We start from the raw sequence: 14,189 nt of genomic DNA on the forward strand, positions 1-14,189 counted from the left end.
GCCGAGGTCGAGAGCGCCCTCGTGGCCCACGCCAAGGTCGCCGAAGCCGCCGTGGTCGGCATGCCGCATGAGCTCAAGGGTCAGGGCATCTACGCTTACGTGACCCTGATGAACGACGTGGAACCGACCGACGAGCTGCGTGTGGAACTCGAGAAATGGGTGCGCACCGAGATCGGCCCGATCGCCAAACCGGACTTCATCCAGTGGGCCCCCGGCCTGCCGAAGACCCGCTCCGGCAAGATCATGCGCCGCATCCTGCGCAAAATCGCCGAAAACGACACCGGGTCCTTGGGCGACACCTCAACCCTCGCAGAGCCGCAGGTCGTCGACGAACTCATCAGCAATTCGCTCTATAACAAGGGCTGATCCCCGGTGACGGGCGCGCAGATCTGAAATGCAAACAGGCCACCCGCTCGGGTGGCCTGTTTGTTTTGCTGGCGGTGCATCCGAATGTGTCTCAACCCGTGACACACCGCCCAAGGTCAGCCCCCAGCGGACCCTTGTTCTGACGTGAGCAACCTGCTGAACCCATCGCGCCGCGTGAGGGGTGGGGTATGGCGCGCCGGATCATTTTGAGCACCAACACATCGGTGAGATGCGTGGGAAATGGTGCCGTTGCCTCCTGAGAAACCTCATTGGTTAATAAGCTCACTCTGCGGCATTAACCCTGACAAAACCTTAACGAGGCGAAGATTTTTCGAAAATTTTCGTCAACTCCCGAAGACCCGGGAAACTGCGAGGAAAAATGCCGGAGAAAGCCGCGCCGCGCATGAAAAAGGAAGGCTTTGTTAACCAAGACGCGCGACATCTGGAGCCATGGAGATACGTGAGATCGATCGGCAAAAAGATTGGGAGGTTCTGGCGGACCGCGTCATGGCGCCCCTGCCGCAACGCTGGATCTATGGCGAAGCTGCAAAGCGCATCGGGCGCGAGGTGCAAAGGCTTTGTGTCTTTGATCGCGAGACCCGGCCCCTCGCCATGGCGCAGGTCATCTTGCGCCCCATGTTCGGAATGCGCACCAGCCTGATCACCCGCGGACCGCTCTTTCTCGAGACCTGCGAGCGCAAGGCGGCGGTGAAGGCGCTGCGCCGCGCCCTGCCCTTTGGGATCAAGCTGATGAGCCCGGAAGAACCGCTTGCCGGGCTGAAGCTCTCCGCCCCGCCCGAACTGGCCGAGCTGGACCTCCTGCCCGATCTCGACACCCTGCGCGCCGGTCTCGACGGCAAATGGCGCAATGCGTTGAAAAAGGCCGAAAGCTCCCGGCTGCGCGTGACGCAGATCCAGGCCTCGGCCCAGACCCTGATGCCGCTTCTGAAGGCGGAAAAAGACCGTCAGGCCGAGGGCAAATATCGCGGCCTGCCGCCGGAATTCGCGCTGGCGCTTCAGGATGTTGCACCACGTTCCTTACGGTTGTTCGCGGCCTCTGACGCGCAGATGCTCTTTGTGCTGCATGGCAACAGCGCCACCTATCAGATTGGCCATACCGGCCCCGAGGGACGCAAGGCCAATGCCCACAATCTCATTCTGTGGGACGCGATGAAGCGGCTGAAAGCCGAAGGGGTCATGCGGCTCGATCTCGGCACGCTCGACCGGGAAAAGGCCCCCGATCTGGCGCGTTTCAAGCTCCGCACCGGGGCGAAAGCGCGCAAGCTCGCGCCGGCGACGCTGATGTAAGGTGATGCGCCAAGCTCATGAAGTGCGGTAATATTTCCGCCTGGCTTCGATCTCGATGTCGAGCCGGAGCTGCACCCCGGTGATCTTCTTGATCAGCGCCTTGCGGGCCTCGGGCTCGGTGAGCTGTTTCAGCTCTGCATTCATCGCCTCGACCTCTTTGCGCAGCTCAAACTCGCGCGGCACCACGCCCGCCTCCGCCATGATGCGAAACCCGGCGGCGTCGCTGTCATTGCCGGTTCGCGCGTTCAGGGGCTTGCCCGCCCCCTTGAGATCATCGAGCTGGCCTTCGGCCTGCGCCTTGAGAATTTGCCGCTCGCTGAGGGATGACCATTTCATCGCACGCACCTCACACAGATTCGTCAACTTGGTTGACAATATAGCTCATCCCCGCCTAAGAGACAAGAAAGGAGTGACGCATGACCGAGATCGACAGATCAGAAATGAGCCTGCCGGAGCAGCTTTATGCCGGCATCACCCTCACCCGACCGCTGGTGCGCAATATCACCGCGCGGGTGGAGCAGGATTTGCAGGACACCGGCATCACGGTCGGCCAGCGCGCCATTCTCGAAGCGCTTCTGGCCTTGGGGCAAGCCACGGCGCCGGAGATCACCGACGCGCTCGATGTCACCCGCCAGTTTGTCGGGCGGGAACTCAAGAGCTTGCTCGAAGACGGCAAGCTGGAGACGGTCGAGAACCCGCGTCACAAGGCGTCGAAATACTATCGGCTGAGCCCAGAGGCGCGGCGGGCGATCGAGGCGATCCGGGCGCGGGAAATGGCGGAGATTGCGGAATTTTCCAAAGGGTTCACGGCAGAAGAAATTGGCGGTTTTTACAAGATCCTCACGGTGCTGAACCGCGAATTCGCCAAGACCCGCACGGAGCGCCCCGCCGCCCCGGAATAGACCTGCGCGGAGACGCCAAAACCCGCGTTCGCGCCCTTGGGGGAATTCGATTGGAGAGCGCCTGCGCTGGCCCGTAGGGGAGCGCTCTACCAAGTGTGGTCGCCGCTTTATGCCAATCAACTCCGCAGGAATTCAACCCTTTGCGCGTGGCAGAAAATGCGCTCGCCCGCAGGGACGGGCCAGCGCAGGCGCGGCGGCTTCGCCTTGTTCCGCGCCGATAGCTCTTCGTTCAAATGACAGCAAAGTCCCGCAAAACCGTCATTGGCAGGACCATGAAATTCGCTTGGCCTGACTGAAAAGCGCCCGATCCATACGGACCGGGCGCTCAAGGTTGATGCAACCAAGGGTGCCGTGCTTAGTTCAGCGCCGCGTCGGTGATTTCCAGCGTATAGGCACCTTCCGGCTCTTTGGTGATCACCGGATCGGAGCCACCGGACAGCAGAGAAGACACGGTACGCTCGTAGTCGGCCACGTCGAGCGCACCGTTGGAGCCGGCGGTGAGCTTGGCCACTTCGGTCATCATGCGTTCCTGATGCTTCATGGTCTGGGCACCGGTTTCATCGTATTCGAGCACGATCTCGGCGGCCTCGGTCGGGTTCGCTTCGGCGTATTTCCAGCCCTCCATGGAGGCTTTCACGAAACGCACCATCTTGTCCTTGAAGGCGGCATCGCCGAGGTTGTCCTCGAGCACATAGAGACCGTCCTCGAGCGTGGCCACGCCCTGATCCTCGTATTTGAAGGTGATGAGATCGTCGGCGGAAATGCCGGCATCGATCACCTGCCAATATTCGTTATAGGTCATGGTGGAGATACAGGCGGCCTGTTTCTGCAACAGCGGATCGACGTTGAAGCCTTGCTTGAGCACGGTCACGCCACCGTCGGAGCCATCGGTCGCGATGCCGAGCTTGCCCATCCACGAGAGGAACGGATATTCGTTGCCGTAGAACCAGACGCCCAGCGTCTTGCCCGGGAAATCCTCGGGACCGGTAATGCCGGATTCCTTGAGACAGGTCAGCATCATGCCGGAGCTCTTGTAAGGCTGGGCGATGTTGACCACCGGGGCGCCATTTTCACGAGCGGCGAGCGCAGACGGCATCCAGTCGACCATGACATCGGCACCGCCGCCCAGGAGCACCTGCACAGGTGCCACATCAGGGCCGCCCGGCTTGATCGTCACATTGAGATCTTCGGCTTCGTAAAAGCCCTTTTCCAGAGCGACATAGTAGCCCGCGAACTGGGCCTGGGTCACCCATTTGAGCTGCAGCGTCACATCGTCAGCGGCAAACGCACCGGTTGCCATAGCGGCGAGAGCAGCAGCGCTCGTCAGTAGCTTCTTCATAGTCTTACAACCTCCAAGTTGTGTCTTCGGCCGGGGTATTCCCCCCCGTGCCTTCGTCTTGCGGGACTTACCCGCGTTGGGATGGGTGCCAGAAGGTCACCCGTTTTTCGATGCCCGCCACGAGGCCGTAAAGCGCCGTGCCGGTCACTGCGGACACCACGATTTCAGCCCAAACCATGTCCGTTGCCAAGCGTCCCATCTCTGTTGTGATGCGAAACCCCATGCCGCGGATCGGAGAGCCAAAATATTCAGCAACAATGGCGCCGATCAGGGCCAAAGATGTCGCGATTTTCAAACCGTTAAACAGAAAAGGCAGCGCCGCCGGACCGCGCAGTTTTTGCAGGGTCTGGGCATGTGAGGCGGCATAGGTGCGCATCAGGTCCCGCTGCATAGGATCGACGGCGGCGAGACCGCCCAGGATGTTCACCAGCATCGGGAAAAACACCATCACCGCGACCACGGCCGCTTTCGAATGCCAATCGAACCCGAACCACATCACCATGATCGGTGCGAGGCCGACGATGGGGAGGGCTGCAAAGAAATTCGCCACCGGCAAAAGCCCGCGTTTCAAAAAATCGAACCGGTCGATGATCAACGCCACCACAAGCGCGGCGAGCGTGCCCATCCAGAGCCCGTTGACGGCGCCCTTGAGCACGGTCTGCACCCAGTCCTCCCAGAGCGTGCCGGGATTTTCCCGGATCGCGGCGGCAATCGCGGTCGGCGCCGGCAGGATCGCCGGTGAGACGCCAAAGCCCCGCACCACGATTTCCCAGAGCACCAGCACCGCGAGCCCAAAGCCGATGGGCCAGGCGATCTTCTCAAATGTCGTATCGGGACGGTTCATGCCGTACGCCCTCCCATCAGTTGCCGGGCGATGCGTTCAAACGTGCCGACCAGGAAAATCAGAATGGCGGCGAGGATCGCGGCGGCAAACAGCGCCGCCCACATGATCATCGGTTCGCCGAATTGCGAGCCGATCAGCATCCGCGCGCCGAGACCCGCGATGGCCGAGGTCGAAAGCTCCGCCACCACCGCACCAACAAAGGCCGCCGCCACCGAAACCTTCAGCGAGGCGAAGAAATAGGGCATCGAGGACGGCAGGCGCAGTTTCCAGAACACATTGCTCTGGCTGGCGCCATAGGTTCTGAGCAGATCCAATTGCATGGCATCCGGGCTTGAGAGGCCTTTCACCATCGACACCAACACAGGATAGAAGCTCAGATAGGCGGCGATGATCGCCTTGGGCACCATCAGCGTGCCGGTGCCTGCGGCGTTCGACAGCACCACGATGATCGGCGCCAGGGCCACGATCGGAATGGTCTGGGAAATGATCGCCCAGGGCATGAGCGTCAGCCGCCCGATGCGGCTCAGCACGATGATCGTGGCCGAGGCAACACCGAGCACGATGCCCAGAGCAAAGCCCAGAAGCGTGGTTTTCAGCGTAATGGACCCCTGATAGATCATCGAGCGTTTCGAGGTGATCTTCTTCTCCACCGTGGTCTTCCACAGCTCCGTCACGATCTGATGCGGCGCCGGCAGAAGCGGCCGCGATTGCGACATGGTGTCGGAGATCAGCTCGGAAAATGTCACTTGGGTGCCGGCGCGTTCGGCCTGATCATAGGTCCATGTGCTGTTCATCTTGATGGCGGCCCCATACCAGAGGACGACGAGCGCCGCGACGACGGTGAGAATGGCCGTGAGATTCTTCATTCCCCGCCCTCCTGTTTGTTCAGCCAGCGCCAGTCGAGCCAGGCAATGACAGGCGCGGCGATGGGGATGCCATAGCTCAACACGATCAACAGTGCGCCGAACATCCCGTCGGGGCTTGCACCGCGCGCGACAAAGAGCACCACGAGCCAGACCGCGAGCAACAGCGCCATGCGGGCCATGAGGCGGCGTTTCACAGATGCAGCGCCGCTCATGCCGCCCACTCCATTTTCAACTCATCGGGCATGCCGTCCAGGGTGGCCGCCTGCTCTTCGAGGGCGGTGAAACCTTCGCGGGCATAGAAGCGCTGCGCGTCAGCGTTGGGCAGATGGGTGTTGAGCGTGAGATGGGTTCGGCCTTCCTTGACCTTGTCCATCAATCGCTTGCCATAGCCCTGCCGCTTCGGCCCGACATAGAAACCACCGATATGTTCACGGCTCGGATCAACCGAAATATAGGCTTCGACGGGGTCGCCGATCACCCAGATCTCGCGGAGATCAAAAGCCTCATCGAGGGCGTTTTCGATCACCTCGAGTGAAGCATGGGCCGGGTTCCAGTCGGTCTCCGCCTCCCAACGCGCGACAATCGCGGCCATGGCCGGAATATCCCCCCGCGTGGCGGATCGTATTTCTGCCGTCACGCTCATGCGTCATGCCCCGCGCGCAGGCCTTCGCGGACGCGATGGGCGATCTCGATGAACTCCGGCGTGTCGCGAATCTCGAGCGGGCGTTCCTTTGGCAAGGGGCTCTCGATCACATCGGTGATCCGGCCGGGACGCGGGCTCATCACCACGATCTTGGTCGAGAGATACACCGCCTCGGGGATCGAATGGGTGACGAAACCGATGGTCTTCTCGGTCCGGGCCCAGAGCTGCAACAATTGCTCGTTGAGGTGATCGCGGACGATCTCGTCCAGGGCGCCGAAAGGCTCGTCCATCAACAGGATCTCGGCGTCAAAGGCCAGCGCCCGGGCAATCGAAGCACGTTGCTGCATGCCGCCGGAGAGCTGCCATGGGAATTTCTTCTCAAATCCCGAAAGATCGACGAGTTCCAAGACCTTGCGCACATGTTCGTCATGCTCGGATTTCGGGTAGCCCATGATCTCCAGGGGCAATTTGATATTGCCCGCGATCGTCCGCCACGGGTAAAGCCCCGCCGCCTGGAACACATAGCCGTAAGCCCGCGCCTTGCGCGCCTCTTCCGGGCTGATGCCGTTCACCGTGAGCTTGCCGCCGGTCGGCGTCTCGAGCCCGGCGATACAGCGCAGAAACGTCGTCTTGCCACAGCCCGACGGGCCGATGAAAGAGACGAAATCGCCCTTGTTGATCTCGAGATTCACATCCTTGAGCGCATGCACCGGACCATCGTTGGTCTGAAAGGTCAGATCCACCCCCTGCGCGTCAATCACTGGCTTTTTCATTGGCTCGTTCGTCTCCCGTCCGCCAGATCAGCGGCATGATTTTATTCTTCGTCAGGGGCGCGAGGCAAAGCTCATCACCCGCCCCCACCCATCGTGTTTCCTCGATCTCGGCGGTCAGTTCGAAATCCGGCCAATGCCGGGGCGCGAGCTGAAACACATCCGCGACCACCTCTGTGTCCGGTTCATTGGCGGCGATTTCGCCAGCCTGACCGAGGTGGTGCAGCGCCTCCTGTGCAATGTCCAGCCCCAACTCTTCACGCAACTCCCGGACCAGAGCCGCTTGCGGGCTCTCGCCCGCATCGATCTTGCCGCCCGGCTGCATGAAGGCCTCGGTGCCGCGTTTGCGGACGACCAGCATCCGGTCCTCCGCATCGCAGATCACAGCAACGGCCAAATTGAGACGCTGCATCAGAGGCTTACACCCCGGTCGCCGGAATGCCAGAACGCTCGACCGGCTGCGGCGAGGTGAGGGCTTTCCATTTGCTGAGCGCCTTGTTCACCGTGGCATTCGGGTCGCGGGCGACGAATTCACCGTGGCCTTCCTTGGCCTTCAATTCGCCCTTGTCCACCGCGACATAGCCGCGGGTCAGCACGTAGCGCGGCAGGGCCGTCACCTCGATGCCTTCAAAGACATTATAGTCGATGGAGGAGGCTTGCGTGTCTGCCGAGATGGTCTTCGACATGGTCGGGTCCATGACGATGAGATCGGCGTCGGAGCCCACGAGAACCGCGCCCTTTTTCGGGTAGCAGTTGAGGATCTTGGCGATATTCGTCGAGGTCACGGCGACGAATTCGTTCATCGTGATGCGGCCGGTATCGACCCCCTTGGACCACAGGACCGGCAGGCGGTCTTCGAGCCCGCCGGTGCCATTGGGGATTTTCGAGAAATCGCCGACGCCGTAGCGTTTCTGCTCGGTGGTGAAGGCACAGTGATCGGTGGCGACACAGGAGAGCGTGCCCGAGGCCAGACCGGCCCAGAGGCTGTCCTGATGCTTCTTGTTGCGGAACGGCGGCGACATGACGCGACGGGCGGCATGATCCCAATCCTCGTTGAAATACTCGGACTCGTCCAACACGAGATGCTGGATCAGCGGCTCGCCCCAAACGCGTTTGCCGTTCATCTTGGCCCGGCGGATCGCTTCATGGGCTTCCTCGCAGGAGGTGTGCACCACATAGAGCGGTGCGCCGGCCATATCCGCGATCATGATCGCACGGTTGGTGGCCTCGCCTTCAACCTGGGTCGGGCGGGAATAGGCGTGGCCTTCTGGACCATTGTTGCCCTCGGCCAGAAGCTGCGCGGTCAGCTCGGCGACGACATCGCCATTCTCGGCATGCACCAGCGGCGTGGCACCCAGCTCGGCACAGCGTTTGAACGAGGAATAAAGCTCGTCATCATTGACCATCAGCGCGCCCTTGTAGGCGAGGAAGTGCTTGAAGGTGTTGATGCCTTTTTCTTCGGTGATGATCTTCATCTCGTCGAAGACCTGCTCGCCCCACCAGGTGATCGCCATGTGATAGGAATAGTCGCACGACGCCTGGGCCGACTTGTTGTCCCATTTCTTCAACGCGTCGAGCAAGCTCTCGCCCGGATCGGGCAGCGCGAAATCGACCACCATCGTGGTGCCGCCGGCCAGAGCCGCGCGGGTGCCGGAGGCGAAATCGTCCGAAGAATGCGTGCCCATGAAGGGCATTTCCAAATGGGTGTGCGGGTCAATGCCGCCGGGCATGACATAGCAGCCCTCCGCGTCGAGGATCTCGTCCCCGGTGAGATCCGGCCCGATCTCGACGATCACCCCGTCCTCGATCTTGACGTCTGCCTTGTAGGTCAGGTCCGCGGTCACCACCGTGCCGCCTTTGATCACCTTGCTCATATTGTCACTCCTTGTTGGTCGAAGCGGCGCGCCGATACCGGCGCGCTCTGGCTTATGTCTTGTGTCTTGGCCCTTCAGCGGGCGCTCACTCCACGATCTCCGCCGTCTCCAGAACCGCGTGCATCAGCACGTCGGTGCCGGCGGCGGCCCAGTCCTGGCTGATATCCTCGGCCTCATTGTGTGACAGACCGTCGACACAGGGGCACATGACCATGGTGGTTGGCGCCATGGCGGCGGCCCAGCAGGCGTCGTGACCGGCGCCGGAGACGATATCCATATGCGAGTAGCCGAGTTTCTCGGCCGCGTTGCGGACATTCGAGACGAGGTCCGGGGTGAAGGTCACCGGGTCGAAATGGCCCACGGCCTCAACCGCATAGCCGACACCAAGCTCATCACAGATCTTCTCGGCGCGTTCCTCTATCTGGCTGCGCATCGAGGTGAGTTTCTCGATGCTGGGCGTGCGGATATCGACGGTAAAGACCACACTGCCGGGCAGCACGTTGCGCGAATTCGGGGTGAATTGCATCTGGCCGACGCCACCCACCGCGTTGGGCTGATGATCCATCGCCACGTCCTGCACCATCTCGAGGATACGTGCCATGGCAAGACCGGCGTTGGTGCGCATCGCCATCGGGGTCGAGCCGGTGTGCGCCTCTTTGCCGGTAAGCGTGAATTCGAGCCACCACAGACCCTGACAATGGGTCACGACCCCGATGTCTTTGCCCTCGGCCTCCAAAATCGGCCCCTGTTCGATATGCAGCTCATAGTACGCATGCATCTTGCGGGCGCCGACCTCTTCCTCGCCTTTCCAGCCGATGCGGGCGAGCTCTTCACCATAGCTCTTGCCCTCGAGATCGGTGCGGGCGTAAGCATAGTCGAGCGTGTGCTTGCCGGCGAACACGCCAGAGGCCAGCATCGCGGGGGCAAACCGCGCGCCCTCTTCATTGGCCCAGTTGGTCACCACGATCGGATGTTTCGTCTTGATGCCGAGATCGTTCATCGTGCGCACGGCTTCGAGCGCGCCCAGCACGCCCAGAACCCCATCGTATTTGCCGCCCGTGGGCTGGGTGTCGAGATGCGAGCCGACGTAAACCGGCAGGGCCTCCGGATCGGTGCCTTCGCGGGTCATGAACATCGTGCCCATGGCATCGACACCCATGGTCATCCCCGCCTCTTCGCACCATTTCTGGAACAGTTTGCGGCCCTCGGCATCCTCATCGGTCAGCGTCTGTCGGTTACAGCCACCGGCGATCCCCGGCCCGATCTTTGCCATTTCCATCAGGCTGTCCCAAAGACGATCGGAATTGATTTTGAGGTTTTCACCAGCAGCGGCGGACATGGGCTATCCTTTCAAGTTTCATCATTGTGCCAAACGGTACCATAGAGGCATATTTCCCGGGACAGACATTCACGTCACATGAGCGGTGCCTTGCACCCGATCTCATGCCACTGCCTGCTGACCCGCTCCCTTTCACGGAGTTTTCATGACGCCTTTTCATGGCGCTTTCTCATGAAGCTTTCTCATGGTCAGTCAGACGATCCTCCCGGTCACACCCTCTCGCAGGTTTGACCATTTGGTCAAGAGAACACTAGCAGCAGCGTCGCGAGACACAAAACCATGCAAGTGCCGAAAAACCATGCAATCTTGCTACAAGTGCGGTTTTAAGGCGATTCCCTCTTCGGTTTGGCGTTTTTTTTGGCAATTATAGAGCAACCAACGACAAGAACGAGGGGACCCCATGGGAATCGAGCGACATATGCCGGGCCGTCAACCACGCACAAGAATCCAGAAAAAGAACACCGAAACCATTCTGGAGGCGGCTCTGGACGTGTTTTCCCAGCATGGGTTCCGCGGTGCGACGCTCGATCAGATCGCCAAGGCGGCGGGGCTCTCGAAACCCAATCTGCTCTATTATTTCCCCTCGAAAGTCGCCATTCACCGCGCCCTGATCGATGGTTTGATGCAAACCTGGCTCGATCCTTTGCGTAAAATGCGGGCGGATGGCGACCCGATCGAAGAGCTGCTTGCCTATGTCTTGCGCAAATTGGACATGGCCCGGGAGTACCCGCGCGAGAGCCGGTTGTTCGCCAATGAGATCGTCCAGGGCGCGCCCAATATCATGGACAAGATCGAGGGCGAGCTGAAAGATCTGGTCGAGGAAAAGGCCAAGGTGATCGAAGCCTGGATCGCCACTGGCAAGATCGCCCCGGTGAACCCCTATCACCTGTTGTTCTCGATCTGGTCGACGACTCAGCACTATGCCGATTTCGATGCCCAGGTGCGGGCGATCCTGCACCCCGAGGGCGACAGCCATTTCACCGATGCGGCCGAGTATCTCGAGACCCTGTTCCGGCGGATGCTGACGCCCTGAGGACGGGCGCTAATGGCCGCCTTGCGGACGAAGAAGACTTTGCGCTTACCGACGTGAGCCGTGACAAGCCTGCCCGTGGGATGGCGCCATGACAGTGGTGGTCTGTACTTAATCCCGACCAAGTCCGCGAGAGTTCAATCTCTTGCGCGTGGATGACAATGCGCCAGCCCGCCGGGACGGGCAGGCGCAGGCGCGGCGGCTTCGCCTTGTCCCGCGCCGGAAGACAAATGTCCCCAATGCCCCCCATCCCCCCTCTTGGAAACCATATCCCGCGCGCCCGCGGCCTGGCAGCGCCGGGGGCGTTAAGCTGGGGGCGTTAACCAAGATTAAAAATATCTGAAAACGTTAACCTTTAGGACACCAAGAACATATATAAAGGAAGCTGGTGGGGGCTCCTGAGAAGAAGGAGCAAGTGCATGACCAATATCGCTGGTGTGCCGGCTTTTGGAGGGGGTGGATTTGCATTCAGACAACCGCCCGATCCGCCAGAGCCCGCTGTTCCCCAGATCGCGGAAACCGCACTGAATGGAACAGCAACTTATACAAAGGGGAATGAACTCCCCGGACAAAACGGAGAACCTCTCTCCTATCGCCTGCCCGAAGTTTCGGAAGAGTCCGAAGCCAATGTCACGGCAAGCGAAAAGGCCATGACCGAGAGCTACGACATCTCCGAAAGACTGCCCGAAGATGTGTTGACCGGACCGACCCCGGCCTTCCAGGCCTCCGTACTGGAAGTCGAGCTCGACCTGCGCAACACGATCGCGGAACTGGCCGCGCGCCGCAGCCAAGCCGCGGATGAAAGAGCCATTGCCGCGGCGGCTTCGGAGCAACGCTCCGACGCGCCGACATCGGTACAGGCCCAGCGGCAGACCGCTGAGGAAACCACCGAAGCGCCGGATACCACTGCGGAAGACAGTGCCACGGATTACGCCGAGGACAGTGCGAAAGCACAAACGACCGCCCTGTCGGCCACGCCGTCAGAGGCTCAGGACCCGGAGGCCCAATATGCGGGACCTGCTGCGGTTCTCCGGACACCCTACGACAAGGGTTGATCCGATCTCCCGTGCCAGGATGGCGCGGTCTACAGATATTTTGACGACAGCTCCTCATCGCGCACCCCTGCACGTGTCGCTATGAGCGGCGAGCTGGTTCAATCGGGCAGAAGTCCGCCACCCCCTCCGCGTCCGTGGTGACGTTCGGAGCCAAGGACTTTGTCTTGGACTTTGTCTTGCCCCGGCCCCCAAAGGGGAGCCCGGCCCCTTTGTCATGCGCAAATGTCGTCATGCGCAAATGAGACGCCCAAATACTTTGTGCCAAATATTCTGTGCAACGCTCAGCGCAAAACAGCAGGCAGACGACCACGCGGATCGGGCAACCGGGCGCCCGGCCGCTCTTCGATCCACCCTATCGCTTGAAGTTTCAGAAAACGTAAACGCGGGTCGCCGATCCGCCCACCCGTTTTGAAAAGACGATCTCTGTCAGAGGATTGCGTCACGGGATGACCCTGGGAATGGAATTGGGACCGGGATAGAAACCGGAAAGACCCAGAAAGCCGCCGCGCGCGAAGGACAGGGACAACAGCCCCCGCGCGCGGCTTTGACGTCACTCCGCCGAAACGGCGGCAACGTTGTTCGGGTGCGTGGTCCAGTTGGCATAATCGCCGACCGGCTTGCCCGTGCGCTCATCCACCGCGCCTTTATCAAGCGTTTTCATGGTGATACAGCCCTCGATCGGGCAAACGTTGACGCAAAGGTTACAGGCGACGCATTCGTCATCCTTGACCGTGAACACGCGATCCTCGGACATTTCGATGGCCTGGTGCGAGGTATCTTCGCAAGCCGCATAGCAACGCCCGCAATTGATGCACTCGTCCTGATCGATCACCGCCTTGGTGACGTGGTTCAGGTTGAGATATTGCCAATCGGTGACATTGGGCACGGCCCGGCGCGAGATCTCGGAGACCGAGGTAAAGCCCTTCTCATCCATATATTGGCTGAGACCGGAAATCATCTCCTGCACCACTTTGAACCCATAGGTCATCGCCGCGGTACAGACCTGCACATTGCCGGCGCCAAGCGCGAGGAACTCTGCCGCATCGCGCCATGTGGTCACGCCGCCGATGCCCGAAATCGGGATCTGCGAGGTTTCCGGGTGACGGGCGATCTCGGCCACCATGTTCAGCGCGATCGGTTTCACCGCCGGGCCGCAATAGCCGCCATGGGTGCCCTTGCCGTCGATCATCGGCTCCGGGGAGAACGTGTCGAGATTGACCGAGGTGATCGAGTTGATCGTGTTGATCAGACTGACCGCATCGGCGCCGCCGCGCACCGCGGCCTCGGCCGGGTAGAGGATATTGGTGATGTTCGGCGTGAGTTTCACGATTACCGGCAGGTCGGTCGCCTCCTTGCACCAACGCGTCACCATCTCGATATATTCGGGCACCTGCCCCACGGCAGAGCCCATGCCGCGTTCGGCCATGCCATGCGGACAGCCGAAGTTCAGCTCGAACCCGTCACAGCCGGTCTCGGCAATGCGCGGAATGATCGTTTTCCAGCTGTCGGCATCGCAGGGCACCATGACCGAGGCAATCAGCGCGCGATCCGGATAGTCCTTTTTCACCCGGGTCATCTCTTCGAGATTCACCTCGAGCGGACGATCGGTGATCAGCTCGATATTGTTGAGCCCCAGAAGCCGCCGGTCGGCGCCATGGATCGCGCCATAGCGCGGGCCGTTGACGTTGACCACCGGCGGGCCTTCCTCGCCGAGGGTCTTCCAGACCACACCACCCCAACCGGCCTCGAAGGCGCGGCGGACGTTATATTCCTTGTCGGTCGGCGGCGCAGAGGCCAGCCAGAACGGGTTCGGGGATTTGATGCCACAGAATTCAGTTGTCAAATCGGCCATT

Annotated in this window: 16 protein-coding genes; 5 read left to right on the forward strand and 11 right to left on the reverse strand. The window is 61.0% G+C overall.

The annotated features are described in order from the left end of the window. A partial coding sequence (locus BM151_RS06150) for an AMP-binding enzyme (RefSeq protein ID WP_425429535.1) occupies positions 1 to 366 on the forward strand: 366 nt, incomplete at its 5' end. A 450-nt stretch (positions 367 to 816) separates the two neighbouring features. After that, positions 817 to 1,674 carry a GNAT family N-acetyltransferase gene (locus BM151_RS06155; RefSeq protein ID WP_090059232.1) on the forward strand — a complete coding sequence of 286 codons (858 nt, stop codon included), beginning with the start codon at positions 817 to 819 and terminating at the stop codon, positions 1,672 to 1,674. Positions 1,675 to 1,689: 15 nt separating this feature from the next. Here BM151_RS06155 and BM151_RS06160 read toward each other — a convergent pair whose 3' ends face one another. Beyond that, positions 1,690 to 2,010: a DnaJ family domain-containing protein gene (locus tag BM151_RS06160; RefSeq protein WP_090059234.1), complete on the reverse strand. Its 321-nt coding sequence runs from the start codon at positions 2,008 to 2,010 to the stop codon at positions 1,690 to 1,692. 80 nt (positions 2,011 to 2,090) lie between these two features. On the opposite strand from BM151_RS06160, the gene BM151_RS06165 reads away from it, so the two are divergent. Then, positions 2,091 to 2,576, forward strand: coding sequence for a MarR family winged helix-turn-helix transcriptional regulator (locus BM151_RS06165; RefSeq protein ID WP_218151329.1), 486 nt, complete (start codon positions 2,091 to 2,093; stop codon positions 2,574 to 2,576). A gap of 355 nt (positions 2,577 to 2,931) precedes the next feature. On the opposite strand, the gene BM151_RS06170 is transcribed toward BM151_RS06165, so the two are convergent. The 9 genes from BM151_RS06170 to BM151_RS06210 all read right to left on the reverse strand — a co-directional run bounded on the left by BM151_RS06170 (position 2,932) and on the right by BM151_RS06210 (position 10,251). Next, complete coding sequence (locus tag BM151_RS06170) at positions 2,932 to 3,915, reverse strand: ABC transporter substrate-binding protein (protein ID WP_090059236.1); 984 nt, start codon at positions 3,913 to 3,915, stop codon at positions 2,932 to 2,934. 67 nt (positions 3,916 to 3,982) lie between these two features. Beyond that, positions 3,983 to 4,759, reverse strand: a complete 777-nt coding sequence (locus BM151_RS06175) for an ABC transporter permease (protein ID WP_090059237.1) — start codon at positions 4,757 to 4,759, stop codon at positions 3,983 to 3,985. Beyond that, positions 4,756 to 5,625, reverse strand: a complete 870-nt coding sequence (locus tag BM151_RS06180; protein WP_090059239.1) for an ABC transporter permease — start codon at positions 5,623 to 5,625, stop codon at positions 4,756 to 4,758. The genes BM151_RS06175 and BM151_RS06180 overlap by 4 nt, the downstream gene beginning before the upstream one ends. Continuing rightward, on the reverse strand, positions 5,622 to 5,837 hold the full coding sequence (locus tag BM151_RS06185; RefSeq protein WP_143093056.1) for a hypothetical protein: 216 nt from the start codon (positions 5,835 to 5,837) through the stop codon (positions 5,622 to 5,624). Before BM151_RS06185 ends, BM151_RS06180 begins: the two co-directional genes overlap by 4 nt. After that, positions 5,834 to 6,268: a GNAT family N-acetyltransferase gene (locus BM151_RS06190; RefSeq protein WP_090059242.1), complete on the reverse strand. Its 435-nt coding sequence runs from the start codon at positions 6,266 to 6,268 to the stop codon at positions 5,834 to 5,836. The genes BM151_RS06185 and BM151_RS06190 overlap by 4 nt, the downstream gene beginning before the upstream one ends. Next, complete coding sequence (locus tag BM151_RS06195) at positions 6,265 to 7,041, reverse strand: ABC transporter ATP-binding protein (RefSeq protein ID WP_090059243.1); 777 nt, start codon at positions 7,039 to 7,041, stop codon at positions 6,265 to 6,267. Before BM151_RS06195 ends, BM151_RS06190 begins: the two co-directional genes overlap by 4 nt. Then, positions 7,022 to 7,450: an NUDIX hydrolase gene (locus BM151_RS06200; RefSeq protein WP_177213047.1), complete on the reverse strand. Its 429-nt coding sequence runs from the start codon at positions 7,448 to 7,450 to the stop codon at positions 7,022 to 7,024. The genes BM151_RS06195 and BM151_RS06200 overlap by 20 nt, the downstream gene beginning before the upstream one ends. A 7-nt stretch (positions 7,451 to 7,457) precedes the next feature. Then, the gene (gene hydA / locus BM151_RS06205) at positions 7,458 to 8,912 is read right to left on the reverse strand and encodes a dihydropyrimidinase (protein ID WP_090059246.1); all 1,455 of its coding nucleotides are present in this window, start codon (positions 8,910 to 8,912) and stop codon (positions 7,458 to 7,460) included. Between the two features lie 85 nt (positions 8,913 to 8,997). After that, entirely contained in the window at positions 8,998 to 10,251 is a 1,254-nt protein-coding gene (locus BM151_RS06210; protein WP_090059248.1) for a Zn-dependent hydrolase, read from the reverse strand. A 400-nt stretch (positions 10,252 to 10,651) separates the two neighbouring features. Between BM151_RS06210 and BM151_RS06215 the strand changes: the two genes are divergently transcribed. Continuing rightward, entirely contained in the window at positions 10,652 to 11,284 is a 633-nt protein-coding gene (locus BM151_RS06215) for a TetR family transcriptional regulator C-terminal domain-containing protein (RefSeq protein WP_090059249.1), read from the forward strand. Positions 11,285 to 11,700: 416 nt separating this feature from the next. Continuing rightward, positions 11,701 to 12,336, forward strand: coding sequence for a hypothetical protein (locus tag BM151_RS21415; RefSeq protein WP_143093057.1), 636 nt, complete (start codon positions 11,701 to 11,703; stop codon positions 12,334 to 12,336). A gap of 550 nt (positions 12,337 to 12,886) precedes the next feature. On the opposite strand, the gene preA is transcribed toward BM151_RS21415, so the two are convergent. Then, positions 12,887 to 14,188 carry an NAD-dependent dihydropyrimidine dehydrogenase subunit PreA gene (gene preA, locus BM151_RS06225; protein WP_090059252.1) on the reverse strand — a complete coding sequence of 434 codons (1,302 nt, stop codon included), beginning with the start codon at positions 14,186 to 14,188 and terminating at the stop codon, positions 12,887 to 12,889. Position 14,189 lies beyond the last annotated feature (1 nt).

The organism is Celeribacter neptunius (genome assembly GCF_900113955.1).
GTDB lineage: Bacteria > Pseudomonadota > Alphaproteobacteria > Rhodobacterales > Rhodobacteraceae > Celeribacter > Celeribacter neptunius.

Coding starts and splice junctions, on each gene's coding strand:
- hydA (WP_090059246.1), bottom strand. CDS start 8,912: ATGAGCAAGGTGATCAAAGGCGGCACGGTGGTGACCGCGGACCTGACC.
- BM151_RS06175 (WP_090059237.1), bottom strand. CDS start 4,759: ATGAACCGTCCCGATACGACATTTGAGAAGATCGCCTGGCCCATCGGC.
- BM151_RS06215 (WP_090059249.1), top strand. CDS start 10,652: ATGGGAATCGAGCGACATATGCCGGGCCGTCAACCACGCACAAGAATC.
- BM151_RS06210 (WP_090059248.1), bottom strand. CDS start 10,251: ATGTCCGCCGCTGCTGGTGAAAACCTCAAAATCAATTCCGATCGTCTT.
- BM151_RS06170 (WP_090059236.1), bottom strand. CDS start 3,915: ATGAAGAAGCTACTGACGAGCGCTGCTGCTCTCGCCGCTATGGCAACC.
- BM151_RS06180 (WP_090059239.1), bottom strand. CDS start 5,625: ATGAAGAATCTCACGGCCATTCTCACCGTCGTCGCGGCGCTCGTCGTC.
- BM151_RS06190 (WP_090059242.1), bottom strand. CDS start 6,268: ATGAGCGTGACGGCAGAAATACGATCCGCCACGCGGGGGGATATTCCG.
- preA (WP_090059252.1), bottom strand. CDS start 14,188: ATGGCCGATTTGACAACTGAATTCTGTGGCATCAAATCCCCGAACCCG.
- BM151_RS21415 (WP_143093057.1), top strand. CDS start 11,701: ATGACCAATATCGCTGGTGTGCCGGCTTTTGGAGGGGGTGGATTTGCA.
- BM151_RS06185 (WP_143093056.1), bottom strand. CDS start 5,837: ATGAGCGGCGCTGCATCTGTGAAACGCCGCCTCATGGCCCGCATGGCG.
- BM151_RS06195 (WP_090059243.1), bottom strand. CDS start 7,041: ATGAAAAAGCCAGTGATTGACGCGCAGGGGGTGGATCTGACCTTTCAG.
- BM151_RS06160 (WP_090059234.1), bottom strand. CDS start 2,010: ATGAAATGGTCATCCCTCAGCGAGCGGCAAATTCTCAAGGCGCAGGCC.
- BM151_RS06165 (WP_218151329.1), top strand. CDS start 2,091: ATGACCGAGATCGACAGATCAGAAATGAGCCTGCCGGAGCAGCTTTAT.
- BM151_RS06200 (WP_177213047.1), bottom strand. CDS start 7,450: ATGCAGCGTCTCAATTTGGCCGTTGCTGTGATCTGCGATGCGGAGGAC.
- BM151_RS06155 (WP_090059232.1), top strand. CDS start 817: ATGGAGATACGTGAGATCGATCGGCAAAAAGATTGGGAGGTTCTGGCG.